Annotated in this window: 24 protein-coding genes and 1 pseudogene; 17 read left to right on the forward strand and 8 right to left on the reverse strand. The window is 71.3% G+C overall.

Annotated features, from left to right (window positions below; all coding sequences use genetic code 11):
- Window positions 1-15 precede the first annotated feature (15 nt).
- The 3 genes from ACIOKD_RS27730 (at window position 16) to ACIOKD_RS27740 (ending at window position 2,574) form a co-directional block, all read left to right on the forward strand.
- Window positions 16-1,263, forward strand: coding sequence for a damage-control phosphatase ARMT1 family protein (locus ACIOKD_RS27730; RefSeq protein WP_402089396.1), 1,248 nt, complete (start codon window positions 16-18; stop codon window positions 1,261-1,263).
- 169 nt (window positions 1,264-1,432) lie between these two features.
- Window positions 1,433-1,825 carry a hypothetical protein gene (locus ACIOKD_RS27735; RefSeq protein WP_402089398.1) on the forward strand — a complete coding sequence of 131 codons (393 nt, stop codon included), beginning with the start codon at window positions 1,433-1,435 and terminating at the stop codon, window positions 1,823-1,825.
- A 92-nt stretch (window positions 1,826-1,917) separates the two neighbouring features.
- On the forward strand, window positions 1,918-2,574 hold the full coding sequence (locus ACIOKD_RS27740; RefSeq protein WP_402089400.1) for a DUF3105 domain-containing protein: 657 nt from the start codon (window positions 1,918-1,920) through the stop codon (window positions 2,572-2,574).
- Between the two features lie 34 nt (window positions 2,575-2,608).
- Here ACIOKD_RS27740 and ACIOKD_RS27745 read toward each other — a convergent pair whose 3' ends face one another.
- Window positions 2,609-3,925 carry a helix-turn-helix domain-containing protein gene (locus ACIOKD_RS27745; protein WP_402089402.1) on the reverse strand — a complete coding sequence of 439 codons (1,317 nt, stop codon included), beginning with the start codon at window positions 3,923-3,925 and terminating at the stop codon, window positions 2,609-2,611.
- 369 nt (window positions 3,926-4,294) lie between these two features.
- Between ACIOKD_RS27745 and ACIOKD_RS27750 the strand changes: the two genes are divergently transcribed.
- From ACIOKD_RS27750 to ACIOKD_RS27765, 4 genes are all read left to right on the forward strand, one after another.
- Window positions 4,295-5,359 carry a helix-turn-helix domain-containing protein gene (locus ACIOKD_RS27750; protein ID WP_402089404.1) on the forward strand — a complete coding sequence of 355 codons (1,065 nt, stop codon included), beginning with the start codon at window positions 4,295-4,297 and terminating at the stop codon, window positions 5,357-5,359.
- Window positions 5,360-5,430: 71 nt separating this feature from the next.
- Window positions 5,431-6,312, forward strand: a complete 882-nt coding sequence (locus ACIOKD_RS27755; protein WP_402089406.1) for an alpha/beta hydrolase — start codon at window positions 5,431-5,433, stop codon at window positions 6,310-6,312.
- A 244-nt stretch (window positions 6,313-6,556) separates the two neighbouring features.
- Window positions 6,557-7,948: an alpha/beta hydrolase family protein gene (locus ACIOKD_RS27760; protein WP_402089408.1), complete on the forward strand. Its 1,392-nt coding sequence runs from the start codon at window positions 6,557-6,559 to the stop codon at window positions 7,946-7,948.
- A 111-nt stretch (window positions 7,949-8,059) separates the two neighbouring features.
- Window positions 8,060-8,965, forward strand: coding sequence for a hypothetical protein (locus ACIOKD_RS27765; protein WP_402089410.1), 906 nt, complete (start codon window positions 8,060-8,062; stop codon window positions 8,963-8,965).
- 71 nt (window positions 8,966-9,036) lie between these two features.
- On the opposite strand, the gene ACIOKD_RS27770 is transcribed toward ACIOKD_RS27765, so the two are convergent.
- Entirely contained in the window at window positions 9,037-9,228 is a 192-nt protein-coding gene (locus tag ACIOKD_RS27770; protein ID WP_402089412.1) for an antitoxin, read from the reverse strand.
- A gap of 140 nt (window positions 9,229-9,368) precedes the next feature.
- Complete coding sequence (locus tag ACIOKD_RS27775) at window positions 9,369-10,091, reverse strand: ribonuclease H (RefSeq protein ID WP_402089414.1); 723 nt, start codon at window positions 10,089-10,091, stop codon at window positions 9,369-9,371.
- A gap of 216 nt (window positions 10,092-10,307) precedes the next feature.
- Here ACIOKD_RS27775 and ACIOKD_RS27780 point away from each other — a divergent pair, with 216 nt between their 5' ends.
- The 8 genes and pseudogenes from ACIOKD_RS27780 (at window position 10,308) to ACIOKD_RS27815 (ending at window position 16,668) form a co-directional block, all read left to right on the forward strand.
- Entirely contained in the window at window positions 10,308-11,231 is a 924-nt protein-coding gene (locus ACIOKD_RS27780; RefSeq protein WP_402089416.1) for a MurR/RpiR family transcriptional regulator, read from the forward strand.
- A 324-nt stretch (window positions 11,232-11,555) separates the two neighbouring features.
- Entirely contained in the window at window positions 11,556-11,939 is a 384-nt protein-coding gene (locus ACIOKD_RS27785) for a hypothetical protein (protein WP_402089417.1), read from the forward strand.
- 180 nt (window positions 11,940-12,119) lie between these two features.
- Window positions 12,120-12,479: a hypothetical protein gene (locus ACIOKD_RS27790; protein ID WP_402089419.1), complete on the forward strand. Its 360-nt coding sequence runs from the start codon at window positions 12,120-12,122 to the stop codon at window positions 12,477-12,479.
- A gap of 67 nt (window positions 12,480-12,546) precedes the next feature.
- Complete coding sequence (locus tag ACIOKD_RS27795) at window positions 12,547-13,266, forward strand: TetR family transcriptional regulator (protein ID WP_402089670.1); 720 nt, start codon at window positions 12,547-12,549, stop codon at window positions 13,264-13,266.
- A gap of 120 nt (window positions 13,267-13,386) precedes the next feature.
- Window positions 13,387-13,851 (forward strand): Zn-ribbon domain-containing OB-fold protein, encoded by a 465-nt coding sequence (locus tag ACIOKD_RS27800; protein ID WP_402089421.1) that lies wholly within the window; start codon window positions 13,387-13,389, stop codon window positions 13,849-13,851.
- Window positions 13,852-13,918: 67 nt separating this feature from the next.
- The gene (locus tag ACIOKD_RS27805; RefSeq protein WP_402089422.1) at window positions 13,919-14,428 is read left to right on the forward strand and encodes a DinB family protein; all 510 of its coding nucleotides are present in this window, start codon (window positions 13,919-13,921) and stop codon (window positions 14,426-14,428) included.
- A gap of 122 nt (window positions 14,429-14,550) precedes the next feature.
- A pseudogene (locus tag ACIOKD_RS27810) lies at window positions 14,551-15,270 on the forward strand (polyprenyl synthetase family protein); the annotation flags it as partial.
- Window positions 15,271-15,435: 165 nt separating this feature from the next.
- Complete coding sequence (locus ACIOKD_RS27815; RefSeq protein WP_402089424.1) at window positions 15,436-16,668, forward strand: hypothetical protein; 1,233 nt, start codon at window positions 15,436-15,438, stop codon at window positions 16,666-16,668.
- A gap of 92 nt (window positions 16,669-16,760) precedes the next feature.
- Here ACIOKD_RS27815 and ACIOKD_RS27820 read toward each other — a convergent pair whose 3' ends face one another.
- The gene (locus tag ACIOKD_RS27820) at window positions 16,761-16,985 is read right to left on the reverse strand and encodes a hypothetical protein (protein ID WP_402089426.1); all 225 of its coding nucleotides are present in this window, start codon (window positions 16,983-16,985) and stop codon (window positions 16,761-16,763) included.
- A 165-nt stretch (window positions 16,986-17,150) separates the two neighbouring features.
- Window positions 17,151-17,441, reverse strand: coding sequence for a hypothetical protein (locus ACIOKD_RS27825; protein WP_402089428.1), 291 nt, complete (start codon window positions 17,439-17,441; stop codon window positions 17,151-17,153).
- Between the two features lie 191 nt (window positions 17,442-17,632).
- Between ACIOKD_RS27825 and ACIOKD_RS27830 the strand changes: the two genes are divergently transcribed.
- Both ACIOKD_RS27830 and ACIOKD_RS27835 read left to right on the forward strand, forming a co-directional pair.
- Window positions 17,633-17,893: a hypothetical protein gene (locus tag ACIOKD_RS27830; protein ID WP_402089430.1), complete on the forward strand. Its 261-nt coding sequence runs from the start codon at window positions 17,633-17,635 to the stop codon at window positions 17,891-17,893.
- 304 nt (window positions 17,894-18,197) lie between these two features.
- On the forward strand, window positions 18,198-19,025 hold the full coding sequence (locus ACIOKD_RS27835) for a hypothetical protein (RefSeq protein WP_402089432.1): 828 nt from the start codon (window positions 18,198-18,200) through the stop codon (window positions 19,023-19,025).
- 110 nt (window positions 19,026-19,135) lie between these two features.
- Here the strand turns inward: ACIOKD_RS27835 and ACIOKD_RS27840 are convergent, their stop codons facing one another.
- The 3 genes from ACIOKD_RS27840 to ACIOKD_RS27850 all read right to left on the reverse strand — a co-directional run bounded on the left by ACIOKD_RS27840 (window position 19,136) and on the right by ACIOKD_RS27850 (window position 24,797).
- A complete protein-coding gene (locus ACIOKD_RS27840) occupies window positions 19,136-20,575 on the reverse strand; it encodes a M6 family metalloprotease domain-containing protein (RefSeq protein ID WP_402089434.1) in 1,440 nt (479 codons plus the stop codon).
- A gap of 182 nt (window positions 20,576-20,757) precedes the next feature.
- Window positions 20,758-22,620, reverse strand: coding sequence for an endoglycosylceramidase (locus ACIOKD_RS27845; RefSeq protein WP_402089436.1), 1,863 nt, complete (start codon window positions 22,618-22,620; stop codon window positions 20,758-20,760).
- A 113-nt stretch (window positions 22,621-22,733) separates the two neighbouring features.
- The gene (locus ACIOKD_RS27850; RefSeq protein WP_402089438.1) at window positions 22,734-24,797 is read right to left on the reverse strand and encodes a GTP-binding protein; all 2,064 of its coding nucleotides are present in this window, start codon (window positions 24,795-24,797) and stop codon (window positions 22,734-22,736) included.
- Between the last annotated feature and the right edge of the window lie 256 nt (window positions 24,798-25,053).

The following is a 25,053-nucleotide window of genomic DNA, read 5'->3' on the forward strand; positions in this document are numbered from 1 at the left end:
CGGTTTACTGGGGACATGACGCGCCCCAGCCAGGACACCGGCCGAGCCCCCACCGACGCCGACACAGACACAGACACCGAGAACGCTGCCTCCGCCTCAGGAGACCGTGCCCCCGTAGTCGTCGGCACCCCGGGCTCCTTCGCCCGCGGCGTGCTGGACGAGCGACACCCGGCCCTCGTCGAGCGCGTCCGGCGGGCCACCCCGTATCCGCCCGCGCACCGACGCGCACTGGACGCCCTCCTCGACGAGATCACCAAGGGATCCGTCGAGCGGCTGGACGATGACGAACCGGGCGCGGGCCTCTGGCGGGACGAGCCGTACTACGGGCGGCGCTGGGCGGACGTGCCGTTCCTCTGGGCGGAGAGCTTCTTCTACCGCAAACTCCTGGCCGCCCTTGAGCACTTCACTCCGGGCCCCTGGCTGGGCATCGACCCCTTCGCCCCTTTCAAGAACGCCGAACTCGCCGGCTCCAAGGTCGACCACGAGCTGTCCGCGCTCGACCACCTCCCCGATCTCCCGCCGGCCGAGCAGGACCGTACGCTCCTGCTCTCCTCCCTCTGGGGCAACCGGGCCGACCTCGGCTTCCAACTGTCGGCGGGAGAGGCGGGGTTGGGCGACCGGGTCCAGGGGCTCGTCGTCGACGACTCGGACGCGCTGTGGGACATCCTCGCGGCCGGCGTGCCCGGCGGGCCCGGCAAGGTCTGTCTCGTCGCCGACAACGCCGGCCCCGAACTCCTCCCGGACCTCGTCCTCGCCGACCACCTGCTGGCCACCGGCCGGGCCACCTCCGTCGTCCTGCACCTCAAGCCGTACCCGTACTACGTCTCCGACGCCACCACCACCGACACGCTCGCCTGCCTCGACCGGCTGACCGGGGCGCCCGGTCGCGCGGCGGCGGTCGGCGAACGGCTGCGGGACGCCGTCGGTGCCGGGCGGCTGATCCTGCGCAGCCACCCGTTCTCCTGCGCGCCGCATCCCTACGACCGGATGCCCGCCGACCTCCGGGAGGACTTCGCGTCCGCCACGCTCACCGTCATGAAGGGCGACCTCAACTACCGCCGCCTGGTGGGCGACCGGCACTGGCCGGCCACCACGCCGTTCGCCGAGGCCACCGCGTATTTCCCGGGCCCGGTGGCGGCCCTGCGGACGCTCAAGTGCGACGTCGTGACCGGGCTGGCCCCCGGCACCCTGGCGGAACTGGACGCGGGCGCGGAGTCCTGGCGTACGAGCGGGACGCATGCCCTCATCCAGGCCAGGCCCTGAGCCAGGCCAGGCCCTGAGCCAGGCCAGATCCTGACCGCCGGCTCTCCGTCGTCCGACGTGGCGGGCAGCCCGCCGGCCGTACGGCGTTCGTGGCGGACGAAGAGAGCGCTGTTCGTCTCTGCGCGGGGTACCGGGAGCGCTGTCACAGGCAGCGCATACCATCACGGGGATGAGCAGCCGGACGCCCCAGCGAGCGTGTCGCGTCACCCGCGACGCGGCGCTGTGCCCTGCCCTCACCGTGCTGCTCGGCGTGCTGCTCGCGGTGCTGGTGGCCTGCCTGGGGTACGTGCCGGCGCACGGCCGGACCGCTCCGGCCGCCGTACCGGTGGTCACCGTCTCCGTCCCGCACGAACGGCTGGCCTCCCCCGCCGAGCACGACCGGTGCTGCGGTCTGCCCACGCACGAGGCGCGGGCCGTGCTGCCGGCGGGTGCCCACCCCCTGCCCGCGATGGCGCCCCGGATGCCCGTCGTGGCGCCCGCGGCCACGGCGGCGCGCGTGCCCGTGCTGCCGCCCGCCCGCGGGGCCCCCGACCTCCATGTCCTCCAGGTGCAGCGGATCTAGACCGGCGTCTGTACGACGACGTCCGTCCGACCCCTCACCCACCGCCGCCCGCCCGGACTTCCCGGCGCGGCGGGGACAAGGAACGCGTTTCCATGAGCAGAACCAGCAAGAAGTCGGCCGCCACGGCCCGCAAGGCGCGCATCGAGGAGATGCGCCGCACCGAGAAGGCCCGCGAGCGCCGGAGCCGCGTCCTGACCATCGCCGTCAGTACGGCCATCGTGGTCGGGCTCGTCGGATTCGGCGCGTACTACGTCGACAGAGCGAACGACAAGGACGAGCAGCAGCAGGCGGCGGCGAAGAAGCCGGTCAAGGGCGAGAAGTCCTGGAACGCGAAGAAGCTGACCCAGAACCACGTCTCGAAGTCCGTGTCGTACCCGATGAATCCGCCGGTCGGCGGCGACCACGACCAGGCGTGGATGACGTGTGACGGCTCGGTCTACACGAAGGCGATACCGAACGAGAACGCGGTGCACTCGCTGGAGCACGGCGCGGTCTGGATCACGTACAACGACAAGGCGGCGGACGCCGACGTGAAGACGCTCGCCGACAAGGTCGCCAAGACGCCCTACACGCTGATGAGTCCGGTCGAGGACCAGGCCGGGGCCCTCATGCTGTCGGCCTGGGGCAAGCAGCTGACCGTCGAGAAGGCGTCCGACCCGCGGGTCCAGCAGTTCCTCACGAAGTATGTGCAGGGGCCGCAGACCCCCGAGCCGGGAGCCGCCTGCACCAACGGCGTCGACGCGGCCTGACTCGCCCCCGCCCTCGCCCCCGCCCTCGCACCGCCTACGCCCGTCTCGGCCGGGCCGCCTGCGGGGGTGCGCCCGTCGTGCCGGTCGTCGTGCCGGTCGTCGTGCCGGTCGCTGTGCCGGTCGCTGTGCCCGGCGCGGGCCGGCGGCCGGCCGTCGGCGCGTTCGCGGTGCTCGGGGAGAGCAGCCAGGTCAGGACGAGCATGGTTTCCAGGTGGCGTTCGGGGTCCGGGCACTTCCCGTCGGTGAGCTGCGTGATCTGGCGGAGGCGGTAGCGGACCGTCTGTTCGTGGACGTGCAGACGGTCCGCGGTGAGAACGGCGTTGTCGCCGCAGCGCAGGTACACCAGCAGGGTTTCCAGGAGCGGTTCCCGGCGCCGGGGCGCCAGTTCGAGAAGCGGCCCGAGGAGATCCGCCGCGGCTGCCTCCAGGAAGTCGCCCGACCGGAACGCCGTCAGAGCGGCCAGGTGGTCGACGCAGCGCAGCGGGGCGGCGGCGGGGAGCAGGCCCCGCTCGACCAGTCGCAGACCGCGCCGCGCCCAGCGCAGCGACACCGCGCCCCGGCCGGGGGGTACGGCGGGCCCCAGGACGGCCCCGATGGTCCTCGGCAGCCAACGCGGCCCAGGTGTACGCGGGTCGGGCAGGATCAGATAGGGCGCGGCGGGGCTCCGGTCGGCGAGCACCTCGGGCGGCAGCACCCGGGTCTGCGGATGGTCGCCCGGTGGCAGGGCGAGGACGGCGAGGGTGCCGGGCAGCCGCCAGTCGGCCGCCGCGGCCAGTTCGCCGAGCGGCCGGGTCCGCTCGTCGGGGTCGGCGACCAGGGCGTCCCGCAGCCGGTCCCGCTGGACGTCGAGCGGGGCGCGGTGGCACTCCTCGGCGTAACCGCGCGAGGCGGCCGCGACGGCCGTGCCGATCAGGGTGAAGGTGTCCTCGGTGAGCGTGGCCAGCAGGGGTGCCGGCCAGTGCAGCCGGTACGCGTCCTCGATGAGCCGTCGGCACGCCACCCGCCCCGCCAGGTCCAGGGCGTCGCGCAGCACGTCGAGCGGGCAGCCGAGGAGGCCGTGCCGGGCGCCGATGCGTTCGTACAGGGCGATGACCTCGGCCGTGGCGGCCTGCCCCGCCCTCGTGGCGTCGTGGATCGAGACGAAGCAGCTGACCGTGCGGTCGATGATGTGGCGCACCGAGTAGCCGTGCGTGCCCTCGACGGCGTGTGTGTAGTGCGGGAGACCGGTGCGTACCGCCTCCTCCATCTCGTCGATCGCGGCAGGAAGGTGCCGCAGCAGCATCCGGCGCGTCTCGCGCGGAAGCGGTGCGGTGTCCTGTGGGCCCATGGCTTGTGCGTGCGTAGGGGTCATGGCACCTTCCGTGGGTTCCCGTGGGGCTGGGCAAGACTGCGGGATCCGTGTGAGGTACGCCAGATTCCGTGCGTGAACCGACTGCGAAAGTGTCATGCGCCTTACACTCCGGACCACGGCGACCCACCGTCCGGTGCTATGCGCTCCGCTGGGGGGCCGGTTGTTCTCCGCGTGTCGGTGGGGGCCGGGTGTTCTCTGCGGGCCGGTGGGGGCTGGGCCCGCCGTTCCCCGCGTCCCTTCGGGGGCGCTCCTGGACGTAAGCCGTCAAGGGAGTCGCACGTGTCAGGTGTTGATCCGCTGTTACCCAGGCGTCCTTGGCGTGATCTGCCTCCGGAGCTCGCCCCGCTGCTGAGGGCCCGGCTACCGGAGTTGACCACGGAGATGGTCCAGGCCATCCGCAGAGAGGTACGCGGCTACCGGCAGCCCATCGGCTCCGCCGTCGCGCAGGACCTCGCCGAGGCCGTACGGCTGGCGGCCACCCAGTTCACCGAGCTGGTCGAGGAGCCGGACGGGCCGCAGCAGCACTATGTGCCGCGTTTCAGGCGGCTGGGCAGACTGGAGTACCTGAACGGGCGGGGCACGGACGGACTGCAGGCCGCCTACCGCATCGGCGCCCGGGTCGCGTGCCGTCGCTATGTGGACGTGGCACGGCAGGCCGCGTTCTCCGGCGAGATAGCCGTCCCGCTGAGCGAGGCCGTCCTCACGCACATCCACGCGCTGGCCGAGGAGTCGGTCACGGGCTTCGAGGAGGCACGGACCGGCGCGGCCGACGAGGTGCCGCACGCCCGCCGTCTGCTGGCGGCACGGCTGCTGGAACGCCACCGCGATCCCCTCGCGGAACCCCTGCCCGACCTCGCCCGCCGGGCCGCCTGGCCGCTGCCGGAACGCGTCCGGTGCGCGGTCCTGCCCGCCTCCGCCGACGTGAGCGCGGTCGACGAGGAGGTGCTGCGGGTGAGCCGGGGCGGTGAACTGCGTCTCGTGGTGCCCGACGACAGCCTGCTGAGCGCGCTTGAGGGGGCGCGCGCGGCGGTGGGCCCGAGTGTCGCGCTGGACGAGGCCTGGGTGTCGCTGCACTGCGCCCGGCTGGGCCGGCGCCTGGGGCGGCTCAGGACCGAGGAGCATCTCGCGGAGCTGCACCTTCTGCACGGTGCGGCGATCGGGGCCCTGCTCCGTGACCGGGTACTCGATCCCCTGCGTGCCCTGCCGCCGGGCAAGGCGGAACGGCTCACGGACACGCTCGAAGCACTGCTCTCCTCCGGCGGGCGCACGGCCCCGGAGGTGGCCACCGCGCTGGGCATCCATCCGCAGACGGCCCGCAACCGGCTGCGTCAACTGGCGGCCCTGTACGGCGAGAAGCTGGCCGACCCGGCGTTCCGGTTCGACGCGCAGCTCGCGCTGCGCACCAGGTCCGTACGCCGTTCCGTGCTGCCCTGACAAACTTCCGCTCGGAATTCAGCAGTTGAACCAGAAGCGGCGCTGACCCGTCGTCAGCATGCTCTGACCGCATGAGACATGTGAGCACCCGCACCGCGAAACGCTTCGGCCTCCTGTCCGGCGCCGCCGCCCTGGCGGTGAGCGTGAGCATCCTCCCGCAGGAGGCTCAGGCCGGACCAGGGGACTACCAACGGGGCCCCGACCCCACCGAACAGTCCATCACCGCCGAGCGCGGCCCCTTCGCCACCGCGCAGACCACGGTCGACGGGCCGACCTTCAAGCAGGGCACCGCCTACTACCCCACCGACACGAGCCAGGGCACGTTCGGAGCCGTCGTCGTCAGCCCCGGTTTCGTGACGCCGGAGGCACTGATCAGCTGGTACGGCCCGCGTCTCGCGTCCCAGGGCTTCGTCGTCCTGACACTGGACACCAACTCCGGTTTCGACCAGCCCGACGACCGCGCCACCCAGATGCTCAACGCACTCGACTACCTCGTCCAGTCAAGTTCCGTACGGACCCGCATCGACCCCGACCGCCTTGCGGTGATGGGTCATTCGATGGGTGGCGGGGGCTCGCTCAAGGCGTCCGAGTCGCGGCCCTCGCTGAAGGCGGCCGTGCCGCTGATGCCCTGGAGCAACGACAAGACCTGGCAGACCGACCGGGTACCCACGATGATCATCGGCGCCGAGAACGACGCCATCGCCTCGCCCGGCTCGCACGCGGAGGTGTTCTACGACAGCCTCACCGCCGCGCCGGAGAAGGCCTACCTGGAGCTCCGGGGCGCCGACCACAACGTGGCACTCGGTTCCAACGTGACGATCGCGAAGTACAGCATCGCCTGGCTGAAGCGCTTCGTCGACGAGGACGTGCGCTACGACAAGTTCCTGTGCCCGGCGCCCGCGACGAACACCCAGATCAGCGAGTACCGGAACACCTGCCCCACCGGTTCCTGATCACTTCCCCGAGCACCACCGGCAGGCGCCCGCCCCCATGGCACGGGGGCGGGCGCCGAGTCACGAACAGGCCGAGTCGTGAACAAGGCCGGCTCAGGAAGAGGGCCGGGTCAGGAACAGCGCTGCGTCATGGACAGCGCACCTTGATGTTGCGCAGATTGTTGACCACCGGCGCGCTTGTGCCTAATTTCACTGGGGCCGTCCCGCCCCTGCCCTCTCCCCCGCCGTCGGAAGGCATCCCTTCATGAAACGCCGTCTCCTCCTCCCGGTCGCCGTCCTGCTGCTGGCGACCGCGGCTCCGGCCCGCTCCGTCACCGCACAGGACGTGCGCGCGGAAGACGTGCACGTGGAGGGCACCCTGTCCTCCGGCGCGACGTACGTCATGGACGTGCCCGCCGGCTGGAACGGCACCGTGCTCCTGTTCAGTCACGGCTTCCGGCCCAGGGGCGCGCCCAACCCGGCCCAGAACGTCACCGACGCCGCCACCCGCGACCTTCTCCTCAAGGACGGGTACGCGCTCATCGGCTCGTCGTACGCCACCACCGGGTGGGCGGTGGAGCACGCGGTGCCGGACCAGCTGGCGACGCTCGACGCCTTCACCGAACGGTTCGGCGCGGCCCGGCGGACCCTCGCCTGGGGCCAGTCCTACGGCGGGTTCGTCACCACGCGGATAGCCGAGCACCACGCGGACCGCGTCGACGCCACCCTGTCCGTCTGCGGCCTTGTCCACGGCGGTGTCGCCAACTGGAACAACACCCTCGACCCGGTCTTCGCCCTCAAGGCCCTCCTCGCGCCCGACGCCTCCATCCCCCTGGCCGACTTCCCTGACCGGGCGACCGCCACGGCCGCCGCCGGCGCGTTGAGCGGTGTCGTCACCGAGGCACAGAACTCCGCGGACGGCCGCGCCCGTATCGCCCTCGCGGCGGCCCTGCACAACATCCCCGGCTGGAACGACCCCTCCCAGCCCCGCCCGGCGCCCACCGACTGGACCGCCCAGCAGGCGAACCAGTACACCGCCGTCCGGGGTCTCCTCGCGACGGCGGCGTTCAGCTGGCGGCAGGACACGGAGACGCTGGCGGGCGGCAACCCGTCCTGGAACACCGGCGTCGACTACGCGAAACTGCTGCGCGCGTCCTCGGCGTACGAGGAGGTCAAAGGGCTGTACAAGGTCGCGGGGCGCTCCCTCACGGACGACCTGCGGACAATCAACAAGGCCCCCCGCGTCCAGGCCGACAGGGATGCGGTCGACTGGATGAGCCGGACCAGCGCCTTCACCGGCAAGCTGACGAAGCCGCAGCTCACCCTCCACACCACCGGGGACGCCCTCGTCCCCGTGCAGACGGAGAGCGCTTATCTGCGGGCCGCCACCGCGGGCGGCTCCCGGCACCTGCTCCGCCAGGCGTACGTCGACAACGCGGGCCACTGCACCTTCAGTCCCGCCGAACAGCTCGCCGCACTGGACACCCTGGAACACCGGGTCGACACGGGCCGGTGGGGCGACATGGAGGCGGCGACCCTCAACTCGCGTGCCACGCAGGCTGATCCCACCACCCCGGCCCGTTACACCGCCTACCGGCCCACCGCGTACCCGCGCCCGTACGACCTGGCCCATCCGGGCGACGCGTACCGGCCCTGACCCTCCGACCCGGCGTGGGAACCGTCCGGGCTCCCGGGCGTTCCGCATCCTCTCCTCGACACACGCGAACGGCACCCGGCCGCTCGCCGCCCGGACGAGGAGGAGGATTCCGTGCCGGTACGTCCCACATTCCGCAGGACATCCCTGGTGCTGACCACGGCGGCCGTACTGGCCGTCGCGGGCTGGACCGCCGTGGGACCACCCGCGGGGGCGGTGCCCCGGCACCGGGCGCCGGAGCCGCCTCCCGCGGTGACGGCGGCGACCGTCTGCTCCCCCGCGGGCACTCTGAAGGGGCCGGACGGACAGCGGGCCTCGGTCAGTCTCTGCGCGAGCGGCGGAGGCGCGGGAACGTCCCTGTCGGCCCCGGCCACCTGCCGACGCACCGGCACCACCGTCCGGTACGCCTGTCTGACCTCCGGGACCTGGACCCTGCGACGTGACGGCCGGACCGTCGCCACGGGCCCGCTGCCCGGCGGCCGGGAAACCCCGGGACCGGGAACGTACGAGGTCAGCGGCACGGTGCACGTCCGCTCGTCGCCCGCCGGTGTGGACCTGCGGGGGACGGTCCGCACCACACTGACCCTCACCGACCCCAAGCCCGTCGCCACGCACCGCATCGAGGTCGACCGGCACACACTGCGACCGCACTCGTCGGCCACGCTGACGTACACCGTCGCGCGCGACAGCGACGCCGGGGACGGGAGCGCCCGGTTCGGGCTCATCGGGGAGGAGGCCTCGGGAGTTGAGCTGACCACGTCCGACACCCGCTGCGTCAACCCGCTCACCGGCCGCCATCCCTCGACGACCCGCAGCATGTACGCCCTGGACTGCGCCCTCACCGACCTGCAGCCGGGCCGGCCCTCCACGGTCGTCGTCCACGCCAGGGTCGCGGACGCGTGCACGAGCATCGTCTCGAAGCTGGGGTACTGGATGCCGCGGGGCCAGAGCCTCTACACCGGCGGGATGCTGGCAGGGCCCACGGTCGCCTGCCATCCCTCGGACATCCGGCGGCGCTGACCTCGCGGGGCGGTCGAAAAGAGCGGGCCGGTCCCCGAAGGGACCGGCCCGTCGTGTGCTCCGGCGCGCTGTCAGGACCGCGGCGGATTCTCGTCCCGACCTGACCCGAACTGGTCCTTCAACCTGTCCTGGGCGCTGTCGACCTGACCGCTGTACTTGCCCTGAGTCCTGCCGTCGACGAAGTCGCCGGCCTTGTCGACACCCTTGCTCGTCTGCTCCGGGTGGCCCTTAAGCATGCCCTTGATCTTGTCCATGACGGACATGAGTCATCCTCCTGATCGGTTCACCCCTACGTATCAAGGGTCACCGCAGGTGCCGGGTTCCGCATCCGGGAGGGGCACAGGGCGGTGCCTGGGCAGGTCGCGGGCGGGTCGAGGGCCGATCAGGGCGGGTTTTGGGGACGCTACCGGGCCTCTGTACGGCACTCCGGGTGGCCCCAGCCGTCAGGGTTCTTCGCGATGGTCTCGCCCGCCGCGTACGAACGGCCACAACGGCACCGGCCGGGGAACTTGGCCTTGAGCGTGCGCGAGGAGGAGGCGGCGGAGGCGGTCGAGGAGGACGCGGACGAGGAGGAGGCGCGCTTCTTCGTGGAGGCCGCTTTGGGTGCCGCCTTCTTGGCCGCCGGGGACTTCGGCGGCTCCGGAGAGCCCTGCTCACTGCCCGCGGGCTGCTGGACGAACGCGGCCTGACTCGCAGCCCGGTCCGCGAAGTCGTTGAGGGGGTCGCCGTCGACCTGGTGCGCGGGCACGTACCGGAACTCCACCGAGCGGCCGTCGAGCAACTCGTCGATCCGTACGACGAGTTCCTGGTTGGCCACGGGCTTGCCCGCGGACGTCTTCCAGCCCTTGCGTTTCCAGCCCGGGAGCCAGGTGGTGACCGCCTTCATCGCGTACTGGGAGTCCATCCGGATCTCCAGCGGCACGCCCGGGTCCACGGCCGTCAACAGCCGTTCCAGTGCGGTCAGTTCGGCGACGTTGTTGGTCGCGGTGCCGAGCGGGCCCGCCTCCCATTCGGTGGGGGTCCCCGTGCCGTCACCCACGACCCAGGCCCAGCCTGCGGGGCCCGGGTTTCCCTTCGACGCCCCGTCACATGCGGCGATCACGCGTTCAGCCATGGGCACGATCATGCCAGGGGTGCCTTGCGCGGATGGGCAGTGGGTTGGGTGCGTGTGTATGTGCGGGTGCGTATGTGTAGATGCGGGTGCGGATGCGGATGCGTGTGTGTAGGTGCGGGTGCGTCGTGGCTTGTCGCGCCGTTTCCCGCGCCCGTCAGAAGCGGCAGGCTGTCCGTCGCGGGCTGTGGGCTATGTTGAACCACAGTGGGACACGAAGGAGGCGCACCGGTGCCATCGCCGCAGCAGGCCCGCGCGCAGGCGTCTGCGATCAGTTCGGGGAAACCGGTCACGGAGGCGGAAGCCGCGCCCACGACCCGGCTGCGCGCCCTGTTCGACGGCCCCCGGCTCTCCCCCGGACAGCGGCGCATCGCCCAGTACCTGATCGAGCACATCACCGAAGCGGCCTTCCTGTCGATCACGGATCTCGCGGAGCGCGTGGGAGTGAGCCAGCCCTCGGTGACCCGCTTCGCGACGGCGGTGGGCTTCACCGGCTACCCCGCCCTGCGGGAACGCCTCCAGTCGATCGCGCTCAGCAAGCTCGCCGGCTCGCCCGACGCCGCCGAGGAGGCCCGGCCCAACGAGCTCCAGGCCGCCGTCGACGCGGAGATCGACAACCTGGAGAACCTGCGCAGCGACTTCGCCGATCCGGAGCAGGTCATCGAGACCGGCCGCGCGCTGTCGCGGTCGGTTCCGCTCACCGTCCTCGGACTGCGGATCTCCGGGTCGCTGGCCGAATACTTCGCGTACGCCGCCCGGCGCATCCACCCCGACGTCCGGCTGGTGACCCGGGGCGGGAGCGTGGCCTACGACGCCCTGCTGCAGTCGCGCGAGGCGGGCGGCACATGGGTGCTCGCCTTCACCATGCCCCGGCACGCGCACGAGACACTGACGGCCATGCGGGTCGCCCGCCGGGCCGGCCTGCGCGTGGCCCTGGTCACCGATCTGGGGCTGGGGCCGCTGGCCGACGAGGCCGACATCGTCTTCGCGACCGGCACCGGCTCACGGCTCGTCTTCGACTCGTACGCCGCGCCCGTCGTGCTGTCCGCGGCTCTGCTCCAGGCCATGACGGACGCCGATCCTGAGCGTACGCAGGCGCGCCTTGAGGCCTACGAACAGGTCGCGGACGAGCACGTCTTCTTCCTCAAGGACTGAATCTTTCTCAAGGACTGACCTGCCCGACCCCCTGCGACCCTTCACCGGCATATGACGACAGCATCCCACAAGGCGAAATTCAGCCGTACAGGCACATGAATTTTTACATACCCTTGCTTACCAGACGGTATATATGAATACTTCTCGCTGATCGGGATCCGGTGGGGTCCTGGTCGCCCGGGAACGGCGCACCCGCCTCGCACCGCCCCGGGCGCAGGAACGGGCACAGCTCAGGCACGCCCGTGGCGGCCCCGGTCAATCCCCTGGGCCGGGGCCGCCAAGAACGACCAGAACCGCCCGCCGGCCACCTCGGAAGCGATCCCCATGTCCCTGACGTACTCGCCCATCAGCACGGACTGGCCCTGTCAGGTCAAGACGCCCGGCAACCGTGACTGGGAACGATCGGCGGCCAAATGGCTGCGCGAGCTGGTGCCGACCCGCTACGCCAGCTACCCGCTGCTGATCCGTCAGCCCGTCCTGCTCGCCCGTCACGCGCAGATCCAGCTCCAGCAGGAGATCCGGGTCGTGCGCACCGCGCTGCACAGCGCACGGGCCGAGCTGCCCGCCATGGGGATGCCGGAGTCCGTGATCGAGCACACGATCAAGCTGTACGCGGCCGAGCTGACGCAGTTGAACCACATCGCCCGGGGCGTCCGTGTCATCACCCAGGCACTCGTGGAGAGCCACAGCGCACGCCAGGGCCACTGAACCGGTCACCGGCGGCCCCCGTCGGCCGGCCTGCCGGGATGCGCGAGGGGAAGCCGCGGCAACGGCGAGGGCGAGGGCGAGGACATCGGGAGCGATGAGAGTGGCGCCGGGGGCGACAGGGCCGGCGGGAAACGGCCCACCGGACCCCGGGCCGATTCGGCTCCGTGGAGATGCGGCTCTGTGAAGAAGCGGCTCCGGGCGGGAGCGGCTCCGGGCGGGAACGAAGCCCTCGGCCAGACGTGGACGCATCACCGTGGGCGCGGGTCGGGTGTGATCGTCCTCGTGGCCGCGGGGGAACGAGCGCTCGCCGACGACCGGGCGGCCACCACGAAGGCGCTGGACACGGGCGCGGATCCGGAGCGCCTCGCCCAGGTACGGAAACTGCCGGTGCACCGGAGTGTCCGCGGTGACGGCGCCCGCGCACTCGGCGCCGCCGTGAGCGCCGTCACCCGAGCGCACCTACTCACCCCCGGAGCGCGACGGCACTCAGTTCCCCGTCCGGAGCACACTGAGTGCCATCAGTCCCTCGCGCGATGCTAGGTTCCCCACCATGAGCGAGGCACCGCGTCCCGACCGGGCGGCCGACGTGAGCAACCCGAAGCCGCCGATGCGGGAGTCGCTCGTGGCGGCGGCGTTCCAGCTGTTCGTGGAGCGGGGGTACGAGCAGACCACCGTCGACGACATCGTGGCTCTCGCGGGTGTCGGACGCCGGTCCTTCTTCCGGTACTTCCCGTCCAAGGAGGACGTGGTCTTCCCGGACCACGAGGGCTGTCTCGCCAGGATGACCGCCTTCCTGGATGAGAGCGGCCCCGACCACGAACCCGTTGAGCGCGTCTGCGACGCCGCACGCCTGGTGCTGCGCATGTACGCCGAGAACCCGGCGTTCTCCGTCCAGCGCTACCGCCTCACCAGAAAGGTCCCGGGGCTGCGGACGTACGAACTCTCAGTGGTCTGGCGGTACGAGCGGGCGCTGGCCGAGTATCTGCGCGGGCGCTTCTCGAACCGGCCCGACGGGACTCTGCGGGCCGACGTCGCCGCCGCGGCCGTGGTCGCCGCGCACAACAACGGGTTGCGCTCCTGGCTGCGTTCGGACGGTCTCGGTGACGCAAGTGCGGAGGTGGACCACGCCTTGGCGCACGTCCAGCGGGTGTTGGGACCGGAGCCGGCGTCGGGCGGCCCGGCGCGGAGGTCCGGGGCGGACGGCGGCGGGGCCCGGGACGGAGACGAGGACGACGACGATGTGGTCGTCGTCGTTTCCCGGCGTGGCGCCCCGCTGTGGCGGGTCGTCCAGGAGATCGAGACCACACTCGGCCGCGATCCTGCCTGATTTCTTCACCAGTTGAGGATACTGAGTGCCTTTACCCGTGGCACTGCGTGCCATATTCTGAGGCCGTGCGCGGCACTGCGCGCATCTTCGGATTCCGGCCAGGCGCAGGGAGATGACATCGTGTTCCACCGAGGAAGCGGGACCACGACGGGCCTACTCGACCCGGAGACGGCGACGGGAACAGGGACGGCGACGACCGCGGGACCCGCCGGGGAGGGGCTCGTGTACCAACGCTGCCGCTGGTGCGGGACCAGCACGTTCCACCGGCTGCTCTGTCCGGTCTGCGCGGGCAGCGATCTCCGTACGGAGCGCAGCGCGGGCCTCGGCGTCATCCGCCACGCGACCGTCGTGCAGCGCAACACGCCCGGCGCGCGCAATGTCTCGCTCGTCGAGATGGCGGAGGGATTCACGGTCAGGGGCCGGGTCTCGGGGCCGCTCGTCGCGATCCGCACCGGCGACCGCGTCCAGCTCACCACATCGGCCGATCCGGTGCGCCGCGAGCCCGTGTTCAAGCTCCGCGAGGAGCCGTTCTCCGGCCCGCACTCCGGGTCCTACGCCGGGTCGTCCTACGCCGGCTGGCACTGAGGCGCTCCGCAGCGCCACGGGGGAGACTGGGCGGGACGTATGTCCACGGAAGAGCCCGGAGGAACCCATGCACACCGAGGACGTTCTGGTCGAAGCCTACGGACGCATCAAGGACGAGGTGCACGCCGCCGTCGTCGGCCTCTCCCCCGACGAGCTCAACGCCCGACCCGGCGGCACGGCCAACTCGATCACCTGGCTGATCTGGCATCTCACCCGCGTCCAGGACGACCACGTCGCCGACGCCTTCGGCCTCGAACAGGTCTGGCAGTCCGGCGGTTGGGTGGACCGCTTCGCGCTGCCCCTCTCCGCGGACGACACAGGTTACGGCCACGATCCGCGGCAGGTCGCCGAGGTCCGGGTCGACTCGGCCGACCTTCTGACCGGCTACTACGACGCCGTGCACGAGCAGACCCTACGGGCGCTGCGCGACCTGCGCGCCGAGGACCTGGACCGCGTCGTCGACGAGAACTGGACCCCGGCCGTCACCCTGGGCGCCCGCCTGGTCAGCGTGCTCTCCGACGACCTGCAGCACGTGGGCCAGGCCGCCTACGCACGAGGGCTGACGGCCGACGACTGAGCGCCGCCCGCCCGGCCGCCCGACGCTGTGATGTGCGCCGCAGAGGCAACCCCGCCGCCGCGATCCTCGTACTGATCCACAACGAGATGGCGCGGCGGCGCCGGTGACCCGTCAGCCCGGACCCGGCCGTCCTCGCGTGCGACGCGCCGTTGGCCCTGGCCGTGGCCGCGGAGAGCCTCGCCGCCGCACCCGGCACCGGCATCCCGGCAGCCGTACGCCACTTGTCCACCGCGCTCAACGACCTCGTACGCGGCCAGGCCGACGACCTGCTCTTCGAGAGCCGCCCCCGGACGGGCCCGGAGGCGGTCCGTGCCGACGAGTACCGCGCGATGGCCGAACCCAGGACCGGCGCCGGGCTGCGCGACCGCACTGGGCGCCCTGCTCGCCGGCGCCCCTCGCGAGACCGTCGCCGCACCGGACCGTGCGGGCCGTCACCCGGGCGTCGCCTTCCAGGGGGTCGACGACCTCCTGGGCATCCGGGGCGATCCCGCCGTGACGGGCAAGCCGGTCCACGCGGACCTGCTCCGGGGCAAGAAGACGTTCCCGGTGCCGGCCGCCCCCTCGGCACTCCGGCTGCCCTGCCGCTCGCCCATCTCCTGGACTCCGCCGACCCCCTCGGCGCACTCCTGGACGCCGCCGACCCCCTCGGCGCGGCGGACGCCCGGCGCGCCGCGGCCCTGATCGAGGACGCCGGCGGGCGCGGGGCCGTGATGGCGGAGGCCCACCGGCACATGGCCGCCGTCGACGTCTGCCTCGACAGCCTTCCCTCGGCGGCCCGCACCACCCACACCACCGACGACCTGCGGGCACTCCTCGCTTTCCTCGTACGCCGCGAGATATGAGCGCTTTCTGTGCCGCGCCAACCCCTTGACGCCCCAGAAAGCGCTTGCCACACTCACCGCACCTCACGATAGAAACCGCTTGCTATCGACCTTGTGCCGAGCAGGCGGCGGACCCCCACAACCCCCGCACGACCATCCCCGCACCCCCACACAGGAGAAGACGAGATGGGACGCAGAGCCGCACCTCACCTCACTCGCTCGACCCCACGGCCCCGCCTCAGGGGCGCAGGCGTCATGGCCGCCTGCGCAACGACCCTGGTCACAGCGGCGGCCATGCTCACCGCCCCGGCGAGTGCAGCTCCCGCGAGTGCCGGCACGGCGAGCACGGCCCCGCGACAGGCCGCGGCAGCGTGCGGCGAGGGCTCGTACCAGGCCGAGGCCACGCTCAGCGGCAGTACGTGGACCGCCCGGCGCGGCAGCGGTGTCGTCTACACCGGAACCGACATGCGGGCCGCGATGCAGGCGGCCGTCAGCAGCCTCACAGCTGGGCGTACGTCGAAGGAACGGGTCGTCGTACGCGGCTCGGGCACCATCAGCGCCGGAGCCCGGGTCTCCCTGCCGAGCTACACCGTGCTCGACGTGTGCGGCACCATCAACGTGACCGGTTCGGGCTCGGGCGACCAGGCGCCGGTCTACGCACGCGGCGTACAGGACATCGAGGTCCAGCATCTGAACGTCACCGGAGCCCCGCTCTACGGCATCTTCATGCGCAACGTCACCAACGTGGTCCTCGGCCAGATCGACATGCGCCTGTCGGCCGGTCTCGGCGTGCGCATCGACAACCGCGGCGACACCAGCCAGTGGACCCGCAACGTCCGTATCGACAACGTGTACGTGTCCGGGGCGAGCAGCCACGCCGTGGAGACGTACGGGGTCGACGGCATCACCATCGGCACGGTCACCGCGCGCAACGTGGGCGAGTCGGGCCTGCTCCTGAACCAGACCGTCAACGCCACCGTCACGAAGGTGGACGCGGACGGCGCGGGAACCGGCACCGGCTACGCGGCCTTCCGGATGGCCAACCGCAACGGCCGGATCGGCAGCGGCTACGCGACCAACGTCCGGGTCGGCGAGGTCGTCGCGCGCGGTGGCGGCCGGGGTGTCTTCTGTGTCTCGGAGAGCGGCGGCGCGACCATCGACCGGGTCACGATCTCCAACACCGGCAACAACGCGATTTTGATCGAGAACTGCTACAACGTGAACCTCGCCGCGCAGAGCGGGAGCGTCACGGGTGGCGGGGAGATCCGGCTGGCCGCGCGCTCGGAGTTCCCCAACAACTCGGACATCACCGTCCAGAACCTGACGGTGACGAACTCCGTGATCAGGGAGAGTCCGTGCGGCACCAACACGACGTTCCGTAACAACACGCTGGTCAACAGCACGCAGAGCATCTGCTGACGACCGCTGCGCCGCAGCACTCACCGGGGCGGAGTACTCGCCCCCGGACGGACATGGGCCCGGCACGCGTGCGTGCGGGGCCCATGTCCGCGTCAGAGTGCCGGCTCCGGCCCCCAGTACGAGGAGCCTCCACCGCGCCACTCGATGAGCGGCGACACCGCGACCTCGTTCTCGTCGAACTCCAGTCCGGCGCGGCGCAGGAACTCGACGATGTCCGGGAGGTTCATGGCGGTGCCGATCGGCTCTCCGTGGACCGTCACGCGCCGGCCGCCGTCGCCGCGCGGCGGATGCACGAGTACTGCGGGGTGTTCCGACATGCCCTCAGCCTCACCCGGACCGCCCGCGCGCGCATCCGGGCAGCGCCGATGACCACCGGATCATCACCGGGCCTCTCTGCGAGGCACACGGCGTGGGGCTCCGGCCCGATGCTCGACGGCCCGGTGCTCGACGGTGCAGTGCCGGCTGGCTCAGTGCCGGCTGGCTCAGTGCTGGATGCCGGGGAGCAGTCCGGTGACGGGGGCGGCGAGGTCGGTCACCTGGTGCAGTTCGCGGAGACGGTTCAGCTGGTTGAGCGCCTGAACGCCGTCGGAGATCTTCGGCATCTTGTTCCTGTGTTCGACGGGGAGGTCGCTCACGGCGATCTGGTCGAGTTCCCCGAACAGGTCCACTTTTCCCGTCTCGGGGACCGTGGCGGCGCCCGCGGAAGGTACGGCGAGACCCGTGACGCTGATGGCGAGGCCAACGGCGGCGACAATACGTCGTGTTGAGATCATGCTTTCAGCAACGGTGACGAGCTGTCCGCGGACACGGCCCCGCCCGGCCCCTCACCCGACAGGCGCATCGGAACGGCTGCGCTTGCCGAGGTTCCCGCGCGGGAGGAGTCTCGAAGGAGAGGCCTTCTCGGCCCGCTCCGCTCCGCACCGCGGGCCGCGGCCTTCGCCAGTGGTCCACAAGGAGGTCCGTCATGGACACCGCGGCAGGCCCCGGCTGCGACACCGAAGCACTGCGCCGGGGCATCGAAGGCCAGGACGCGACGGCACTGCTGTCCCTGTACGCGGACGACGCGGAACTGCGCGTCGTCGACCGCAACACCCAGCCGAGCCACCCGATGGTCATGCGCGGCCGCGAGCAGATCGGCATGATGCTCGCCGACTCGATGATGTCGCTGCGCGACGGCAAGATCGTCGATCAGACGGTTCTGCAGGCATGGGACGCCGAGGAATGACGCCGGGGAGAAGGGCACCGAAGAACAGGAAGCGGGGTGCGAGGTGATGCCGAGGGTCCGGATCACCACCCGTCTGACCTGGACCTTCTCGGCCCGGATGAGCCCGGTCCCGCCGACGCGGCCCCGGGCGGCCCGTGGGGCGGGCCGACGCCTGTCCTCTTCTCTCCTCCGGTCGGCACTGCGGGCAGCACGTTCCCGCCGGTGATCCTTCCGCTGACCTCCCGAGGCGCCGGCGGCCCGATGTCCTGAAGTCGCGCATATGGATTCCTTGTGGATGGTTTTTCTGATTACTACCTTCCTCGCCATGACAAAGACGAGTACGCCGCACGCCGCCCTCCCGATGGGCGAGGTGACCGCCGCCGCGCGTGAACTGGCCCGGGCCGGACGGTGGCAGCGCGCGTTATGCCTTCTCGACGCCACCGTCACGACCGAGCCGTGCGACCGGGCGGCTCTCGCACTCGCCGGGGCCCAGATCGCCCTGGAGCGCGACTGGTTCGGCGGTACGGACACCGCGGACGCCCGGATCGCCGCCGCGGACAGGGCGATCGACGGACTCACCGAGCCGGTCGGGCTGTGGGACCTGGACCTCGTACGGCTGCGGTACGCGTACTTTCGTCTGCTGCTGGGGGACGGCACCTTCCGGTTCGGCCCGGCGGGCAAGAATCCCGCCGAGCTGGCGGAACTGCGGCGGCGCGCCGAGGAGCTGTGCGAACGAGCGGCCGACGACGTACGCCGGGGCTGGGCGCGGATGTACCTCGGGCTGATCGTCGACAATCTGTTCGCCGAGCGGGACGAGGCGCCCGCGCACTACGAACTGGCCCTGGGTGCCGGGGAGTTCGCCGACGACCTGCTGGCCCGTGAGGCGCTGCGCCATCTCGGCGACCACGACCACGACAACCTCGACCACGACCGGGCGCGGGAGCGCTGGACCCGGGCGACCTCGCTCGGCGCCCGTGCCGGTAACGTCCCCGGCACCCTCTCACAGCAGCTCCTCCTGGCCGTCCTGTCCCGCGACACGGGCGACGAGCCGGCGGCCACGGCCCTCGCCACCGAGGTCGCACGCTGGGCGGGAGCGATCGGAGCGGTACGCGTGGAGGCCCAGGCGACCGCGTTCCTGACGCACGAGAGCTGACGGCCGTGCCTCGCGGGGGACGCGGGGAACTGCGCGTACGGCCCCCACCGGGGCCGTACCCGAAACGCATCCGAAACGCAGCCGAAACGCAGCCCAAGCGCCCTCGCAGGTCAGGCGACGGTGATGTGGACCGTCATTTCGTCGGCCCCCGGTGTGCCCACCGTCTCGACGGTGACCCCCGTCCACTTGCCGTCGGGCAGGTTGAGCGGGGGTTCCGTATTTTCGCCGACCGTGTTCCTGTCCTGGAACGGGTACAGGTCGTCGCTGTCGCCCCGGTTGCCCCGGCCGAACATCCGTGAGAGGTCGCCCCGCCCGTCGGCCTGGAGGAGTTCGATGGCGAGGTTCTGTTCGTCGTTGACGTTGTCGATGGACTCGTCGACGACGTAGACGGCGATCCCCTCGTCGGGCAGGAAGGCGTCCTGTCCGCGCCGCCGGCGGTACTCGACGAGGATGTACTGGCTGTCGGACATCGTCTCGGGGTTCTGGACGAACACCGCCCCGCCGTCCTCCGCGGCGGGCCGCAGCCTGATGTCGCGGGTGGTCTTGTTCACCACCTCGGGCTCGATCCAGCCGTGGAACATCCGCAGCATGGCCGTCGGGAACACCGGGGTGAGGCCGCCGTTGCCCCAGGAACCGCCCGACATGAGGCAGTAGTTGCCGAGGCCGGCCGACCGGGTCAGCTGCTGCTGTCCGGTGTCGTAGTAGTCGGCCCAGCGCGCGGCGAGGTGCCCCCACTCATGGGCGCAGACACCGACGGCGCAGTCCTCGGGCACGGTCAGGAACGTGCGGACCGACAGGCCCGGCGCGACCTCGACGCCGTCGGGGATCGTCCACTTGAGGCTCCACAGGTCGCCGCGCTGGGTCGTCTGCTCGGCGCCGCGTCCGGCATGGATGATGAACAGGGCGGTGACGGCACCCTCACCGAGCGCGTCGAAAGAGGTGAAGTCCACCCCGGCGGCACGGGCCGCCAGTACGGCGTCACGGGCCAACCCCTGTGTGTTGCGCGGGAAGTTGGCGTTCATGCCCGAGTTGCCGTCGGCGTAGAAGGAGAGCGGCTGCGGCATCCGGAACCAGCCGTGCACCGCCCCCTGGATGTCGATGCCGGTACTGGGCGAGGTGTCGAAGCCGCTGACCTGACGGTAGAACGAGCGCATGCTGCCGCTCGGGAACTCCTCCAGGCCGAAGAGCATGCTGTCGTAGTGACCGGGTCCGTGGTCGGCCTCGTGCGGCTGGTCGGGGAAGTCGACGAGCAGCACCAGTGTCCGTACCGTGCCCCGGAGTTGGGTCGCGGGACGGGTGATCAGCTGCTTGTCGGTACTGGGGCCCGGGGCGAGAGCCCCGTCGTCCAGACCGACGAGGTTCTCGCCCCTTCGGCCCGCGCGCCATACGGAGTAGTACTCCTCGAAGGTCGTGTTCCTGGGCAGGCGGCGTTCCTTGCGCAGTTCGAGATAGCGGGCGTACAGCTGCGCCAGGGCCTGCGGCGACAGCGGTACGGGGCAGGCGGCGGCGCAGTCGTGGGCAGGCCGTACAGGGCTGAGCGTATGACGCATCAGGCACCCCCTTCAGGGGACGAAACCCCTCATTGCCGGATACGGAGGATCCAGAGTGAACCGGCCTTGACGGGGCCGTACGCCCTCTCCTATCCGGGGGTGCCCGTGCTGTCAACGTCCGTTCGGGGCCCGGTCGCTGCGGACCACGAAGTGGAACCCTGCCGTCCTGCCCTGGGCGGCCGTCAGCCCGCCGTTGTCGCCGCCCAGTTCGCCAGCTCGGTCCGCGCGGCGTTCAGCAGTGTCGTGGACGGGGCTGTCGCGCCGTTGGTGACCAGGGCGTAGTGCAGGACGCCCGAGTCCGCGGCGGTCAGCAGGAGACGGCGGCTGCCCGTGCCACCCGGTTCGCGCGCGGCGGCGATCGGTGTGGTCCTGGTGTACGCGGGCGGCGAGGCCGTCACTCCGAGGTCCGAGACGACCGTCGTGGAGGCGGTCGGGAAGGATGCGGGAAGGTGCAGTTCGGTGGGGGCCGCGCTGCCGTCCGAGCGCCACACCTGGAGCGCGTACTGGCCGGAGCCGACCAGCTCGGCCACGCGCGGCAGGGAGCTGGGTACCGGGTTCCAGGTGAGAGTCGTGGAGCCGTCCCGTGAACGGTCCTCGTAGGTGAAGGCGACCGTCCGTCCCGCCGTCGCGCTCGGGTAGACCCGGTCGAGCAGCCGGGCGTCCTGGCGCAGCACGGCCGTCCCGGAGTCGTCGAGGCGTACGGCGGAGAGGTCCTCGTCGTTCCAGGCGTCACCGGTGGTGAGCACCTTGTCGGGGTTGCCGTTCATCAGCTCGCGGTGGCGTCCGTTGTAGATGTCCCACTGCCACTGCGAGCCGGACAGGACCGGGCCCGACTGGGTGGGGGTGGTCCACCAACTGCCGCCCTTCACACGGGAGTCGAGTGCCTGGTACATGGCCTTGAGGACGGTCGGCGCCTTGTCGGAGACGGTGCCGGAGAGCGGGTGGCCGAATTCGCTGACGACCGCGGCGGTGCCGGTGGCGGCGGCCCGGTCGCGCACGGTGCCGAAGTCGCCCACGTACTGCCCGTTCTCCGCCTTGCCCCACATGAAGACGCCCGAGATCGCCTTCTGGTCGTAGAAGTGGGTGTTGAAGACATAGCGCGGGCCGAGGGTGCCCGAGTCGAGGAGGCCGCCCTCCTGCTTCTGGAAGTCGATGTTGGCGTTCCAGAAGAGGTTCGGCTCCACGAAGGCGGGCTTGGCCTGCCAGCCCGCCGCGTCCATGCGCGCCCGGAACTTCACATAGAACGGCCAGAGCACGTCCTTCTCCCACGCCCGGCTCGTCTGACCCGAGTCGTAGACACCCGCGTGCGGCTCGTTGTACGGGTCGAAGCCGACGACACCCGCGAACTGGGCGTCCGTCAGATGCTGTTCGACGTACGCCATGGTGGTCTGAGCGGTGGTGAGGAAGGCGTCCTGGAGGCCGAACGCGTTGTGCCAGAAGTCGTACGACGCCTCCGTGACGGCCGCGTTCGAGGTGATGTTCTGACCCCAGAAGGGGCAGATGCCGCAGTACTCGTCCGGGTAGTCACCGGCGTCGACGGCCCATTTGGGGGCGCCGTCGCCCGTGTACCAGCTGTCGGGGTCGAAGAGGTGGCGCGAGTAGAGGTCCTGGTGGAAGTCGGGGTAGATCCGGATCCCGGCGTCCAGGAAGGCACGCATCTGGTCGGTGGCCGCCGCCAGGTACGCGGTGTCCACCTGGCCGCGCACCGGTTCGGCGTACGCCCAGGAGAGCAGGAAGCGCACCGAGTTGCCGCCGCCGAGGGCGCGCAGCGCGGTCGCCGACTTCCTGGCGTCGGCGACCGAGGCGAACGGCAGGCCGTGGTTCTCCGCCAGCTTCGTCTCGCCGGAGACGTTGTAGCCGCGCAGCACGACCTCGCGGCCGAGCCCGTCGGTGAAGCGGCCGCTCTGGACCGTGAGGGTCGCGGCGGCGGCCGGGTCGAACCACAGGTCGTCGGGGAGGGCGGTGGCGGACTGGGCTCCCGCGGTCGACAGGAGACCGGTCAGGAGGACGAGGACGCCGAGCAGATGCACACGCAACTTCGACATGTTCACAACAATCCCGCGCGCGTCTTTGGCCCGTCAAGCCTCCTGACCTGAGAGTAAGTCACCTTTTCTCAAAGGTTGTTGTGGTATCCGTCCGCCGCCGGGCCGGTTCGGGTTCAGACCCGCCGGGCCACCTTCAGCAGGTACTCCTTGCGGTTGAGCGGATTGTGGTCGGTGCGCGGCCTCTCCGGTACCGGAGAGGCCGGCCCGCGGCCGACCGGCGCGTAGTGGTCGAAGGCTGCCTCCAGTTCGCCCTCGCCACGGGTCAGCCCCGGCAGACGCTGCTCCAGTTCGTGCACCCGCGCCGCGGGGATCGCCCACTCCAGTACGCATGCCCTGCCCCTCGTCTCCGTCACCTGCGGCACGGCCCGCAGCCCGGCGAGCACCGGGAGGAGCGCGCCCAGCGTGTCCGCGGGGGCTTCCAGCCGGATGCGGTGCATCGGCTCGTACACCTGGGTGCCGGCCCGGCGCAGCGCGTCCATCAGGACGAGCGGGGTGAGGCCGCGGAAGTCCGCGCCCGTGCTCGACATGCTCTTGTCGAAGCCCTGGTGAGCGTGGCTCTGCCGCGGCGAGTAGCCGGAGTGCGTCATCGTGACCGTGCAGTCGGTCACCTGCCAGCCGTGGATCCCCTGGCCCAGCGCCTCCTGCACGGTGTCCTCGACGGCCTTGAAGAAGGCGTACGGCATCCCGCCGAGCTCGACCTCCAGCCGGAACTCCACGCCGGAGCCGACCGGAGCCGGGTCGACGCGCAGTCCGACCGTGGCGAGGAACGGGTTGGCGTCCTTGCCGTTGAACTCGACCGCCTCCCCGCTGCCCACGGGCCGCTCGACGCAGATCGTCGTCGTCTCGCGGAAGCCGACGTCGAGCCCGAACCCGTCGGCGAGGGTCGCCTGGACGACCTCCTTCTGCACCTCGCCGTAGAGGGACACGGAGATCTCCTGCCGGGTCTCGTCGTGCCGCACATCGATCAGCGGGTCCTGCTCGGCGAGTTGCGTCAGGGCGGTGTGCAGGGCGCCCTTGTCGGCGGGCCGGGCCGGGACGACGACCGTTTCGAGCGTGGGAGGGGAGAAGTGGCGCCGCCCCATAGATCCCAGCGGCCCCACAGATCCCAGCGACCCCGCCGACCCCGCCGGCTCCCCCGACCGTTCGCCCGGTACGCCGATGGTGTCGCCGATCCTGACGTCGGCGAGGCCCCGGAGCGTGCCGATCCGCCCGGCCGTCACGGACGCCTCCCGCCGGGCCGAGCCCCGCTCGAAGACGTCGATCGCGGTGACCTTGCCCTCCCGGAGGATGCCCTCGCCGCCGTCGCCGAACGTCAGCAGGTCCCGCGTGCGTACGGTCCCCGAGAACATCCGCACATACGCGATCTTCTCCCCCGCCGGCCCCCGCTCGACCTTGAACACCGTTCCGGACACCGGGCCGTCGGCCCGGCCCCCGGCGGCCGGCAGCAGTTCCCCGATGCCGCGCAGCAGGGCTTCCACGCCCGCGCCCGTCATGGCGGAGCCGAAGAAGACCGGATGGACCCGCGTCCGCCCGGTCTGATCGGCGAGCGCCGCACACAGTCGGCGGTACGAGACCGTACCGTCCTCGACGTACGCGGCGAGGAGTTCGTCGTCGTGCGCCGAGAGGACGTCGAGCATGCCGGCCGTACCCGTGGTGGAGTCCGTGTGCGGTACCGCCCGGGCGTCGCGCGTGCCGAGGCCGTCGACCAGGCCCATCGGCACGATCGCCGGTGTGAGCCGTTCGGCGACGCTCCGCAGCACGCGGTCCGTGTCGGCGCCGCGGCGGTCGATCTTGTTGACGAAGATCAGGGTCGGGATGCGCAGCCGTCGCAGCGTCCGCATCAGGACGCGCGTCTGCGCCTGAACGCCTTCCACGGCCGAGATCACGAGCACCGCGCCGTCGAGGACGCCCAGCACCCGCTCCACCTCGGCGATGAAGTCCGGGTGGCCGGGGGTGTCGATGAGGTCGACCGTGACGTCGTCGATCTCGAAGGAGACGACGGCGGACTTGATGGTGATGCCACGCTGTCGTTCCAGCGCGAGGGAGTCGGTCTGCGTGCTGCCGTCGTCGACGCTGCCGATCTCGTCGATGACCCCGACGGTGTGCAGCAGCCGCTCGGTCAGGCTGGTCTTACCCGCGTCTACGTGGGCCAGAATGCCCAGGTTCAGTGCGTGCACCGCGTGTCATGTCCTTTGTGATGAGAGGGATTCCTTTCCGGACGGACATGAACGGTGCGCGCATTGCTGCTCCTCGGTCCCACACGACGACGGTGCCTTACGGCTGATGCTCCGTAGTGCAGCAGGCGGCGGCGCCCCGCGGCAACGGATTAACGCTCAACAAAGGCCTGTCGAGGCACTCGCCCCTCCCGGGACTCGGTTCTAGAGTGACGCCCATCACGTCCGGTGGCTGATTCCCCACGCACCCTCGCACGGT

Source organism: Streptomyces sp. NPDC087844 (genome assembly GCF_044742785.1).
Classification (GTDB): Bacteria; Actinomycetota; Actinomycetes; order Streptomycetales; family Streptomycetaceae; genus Streptomyces.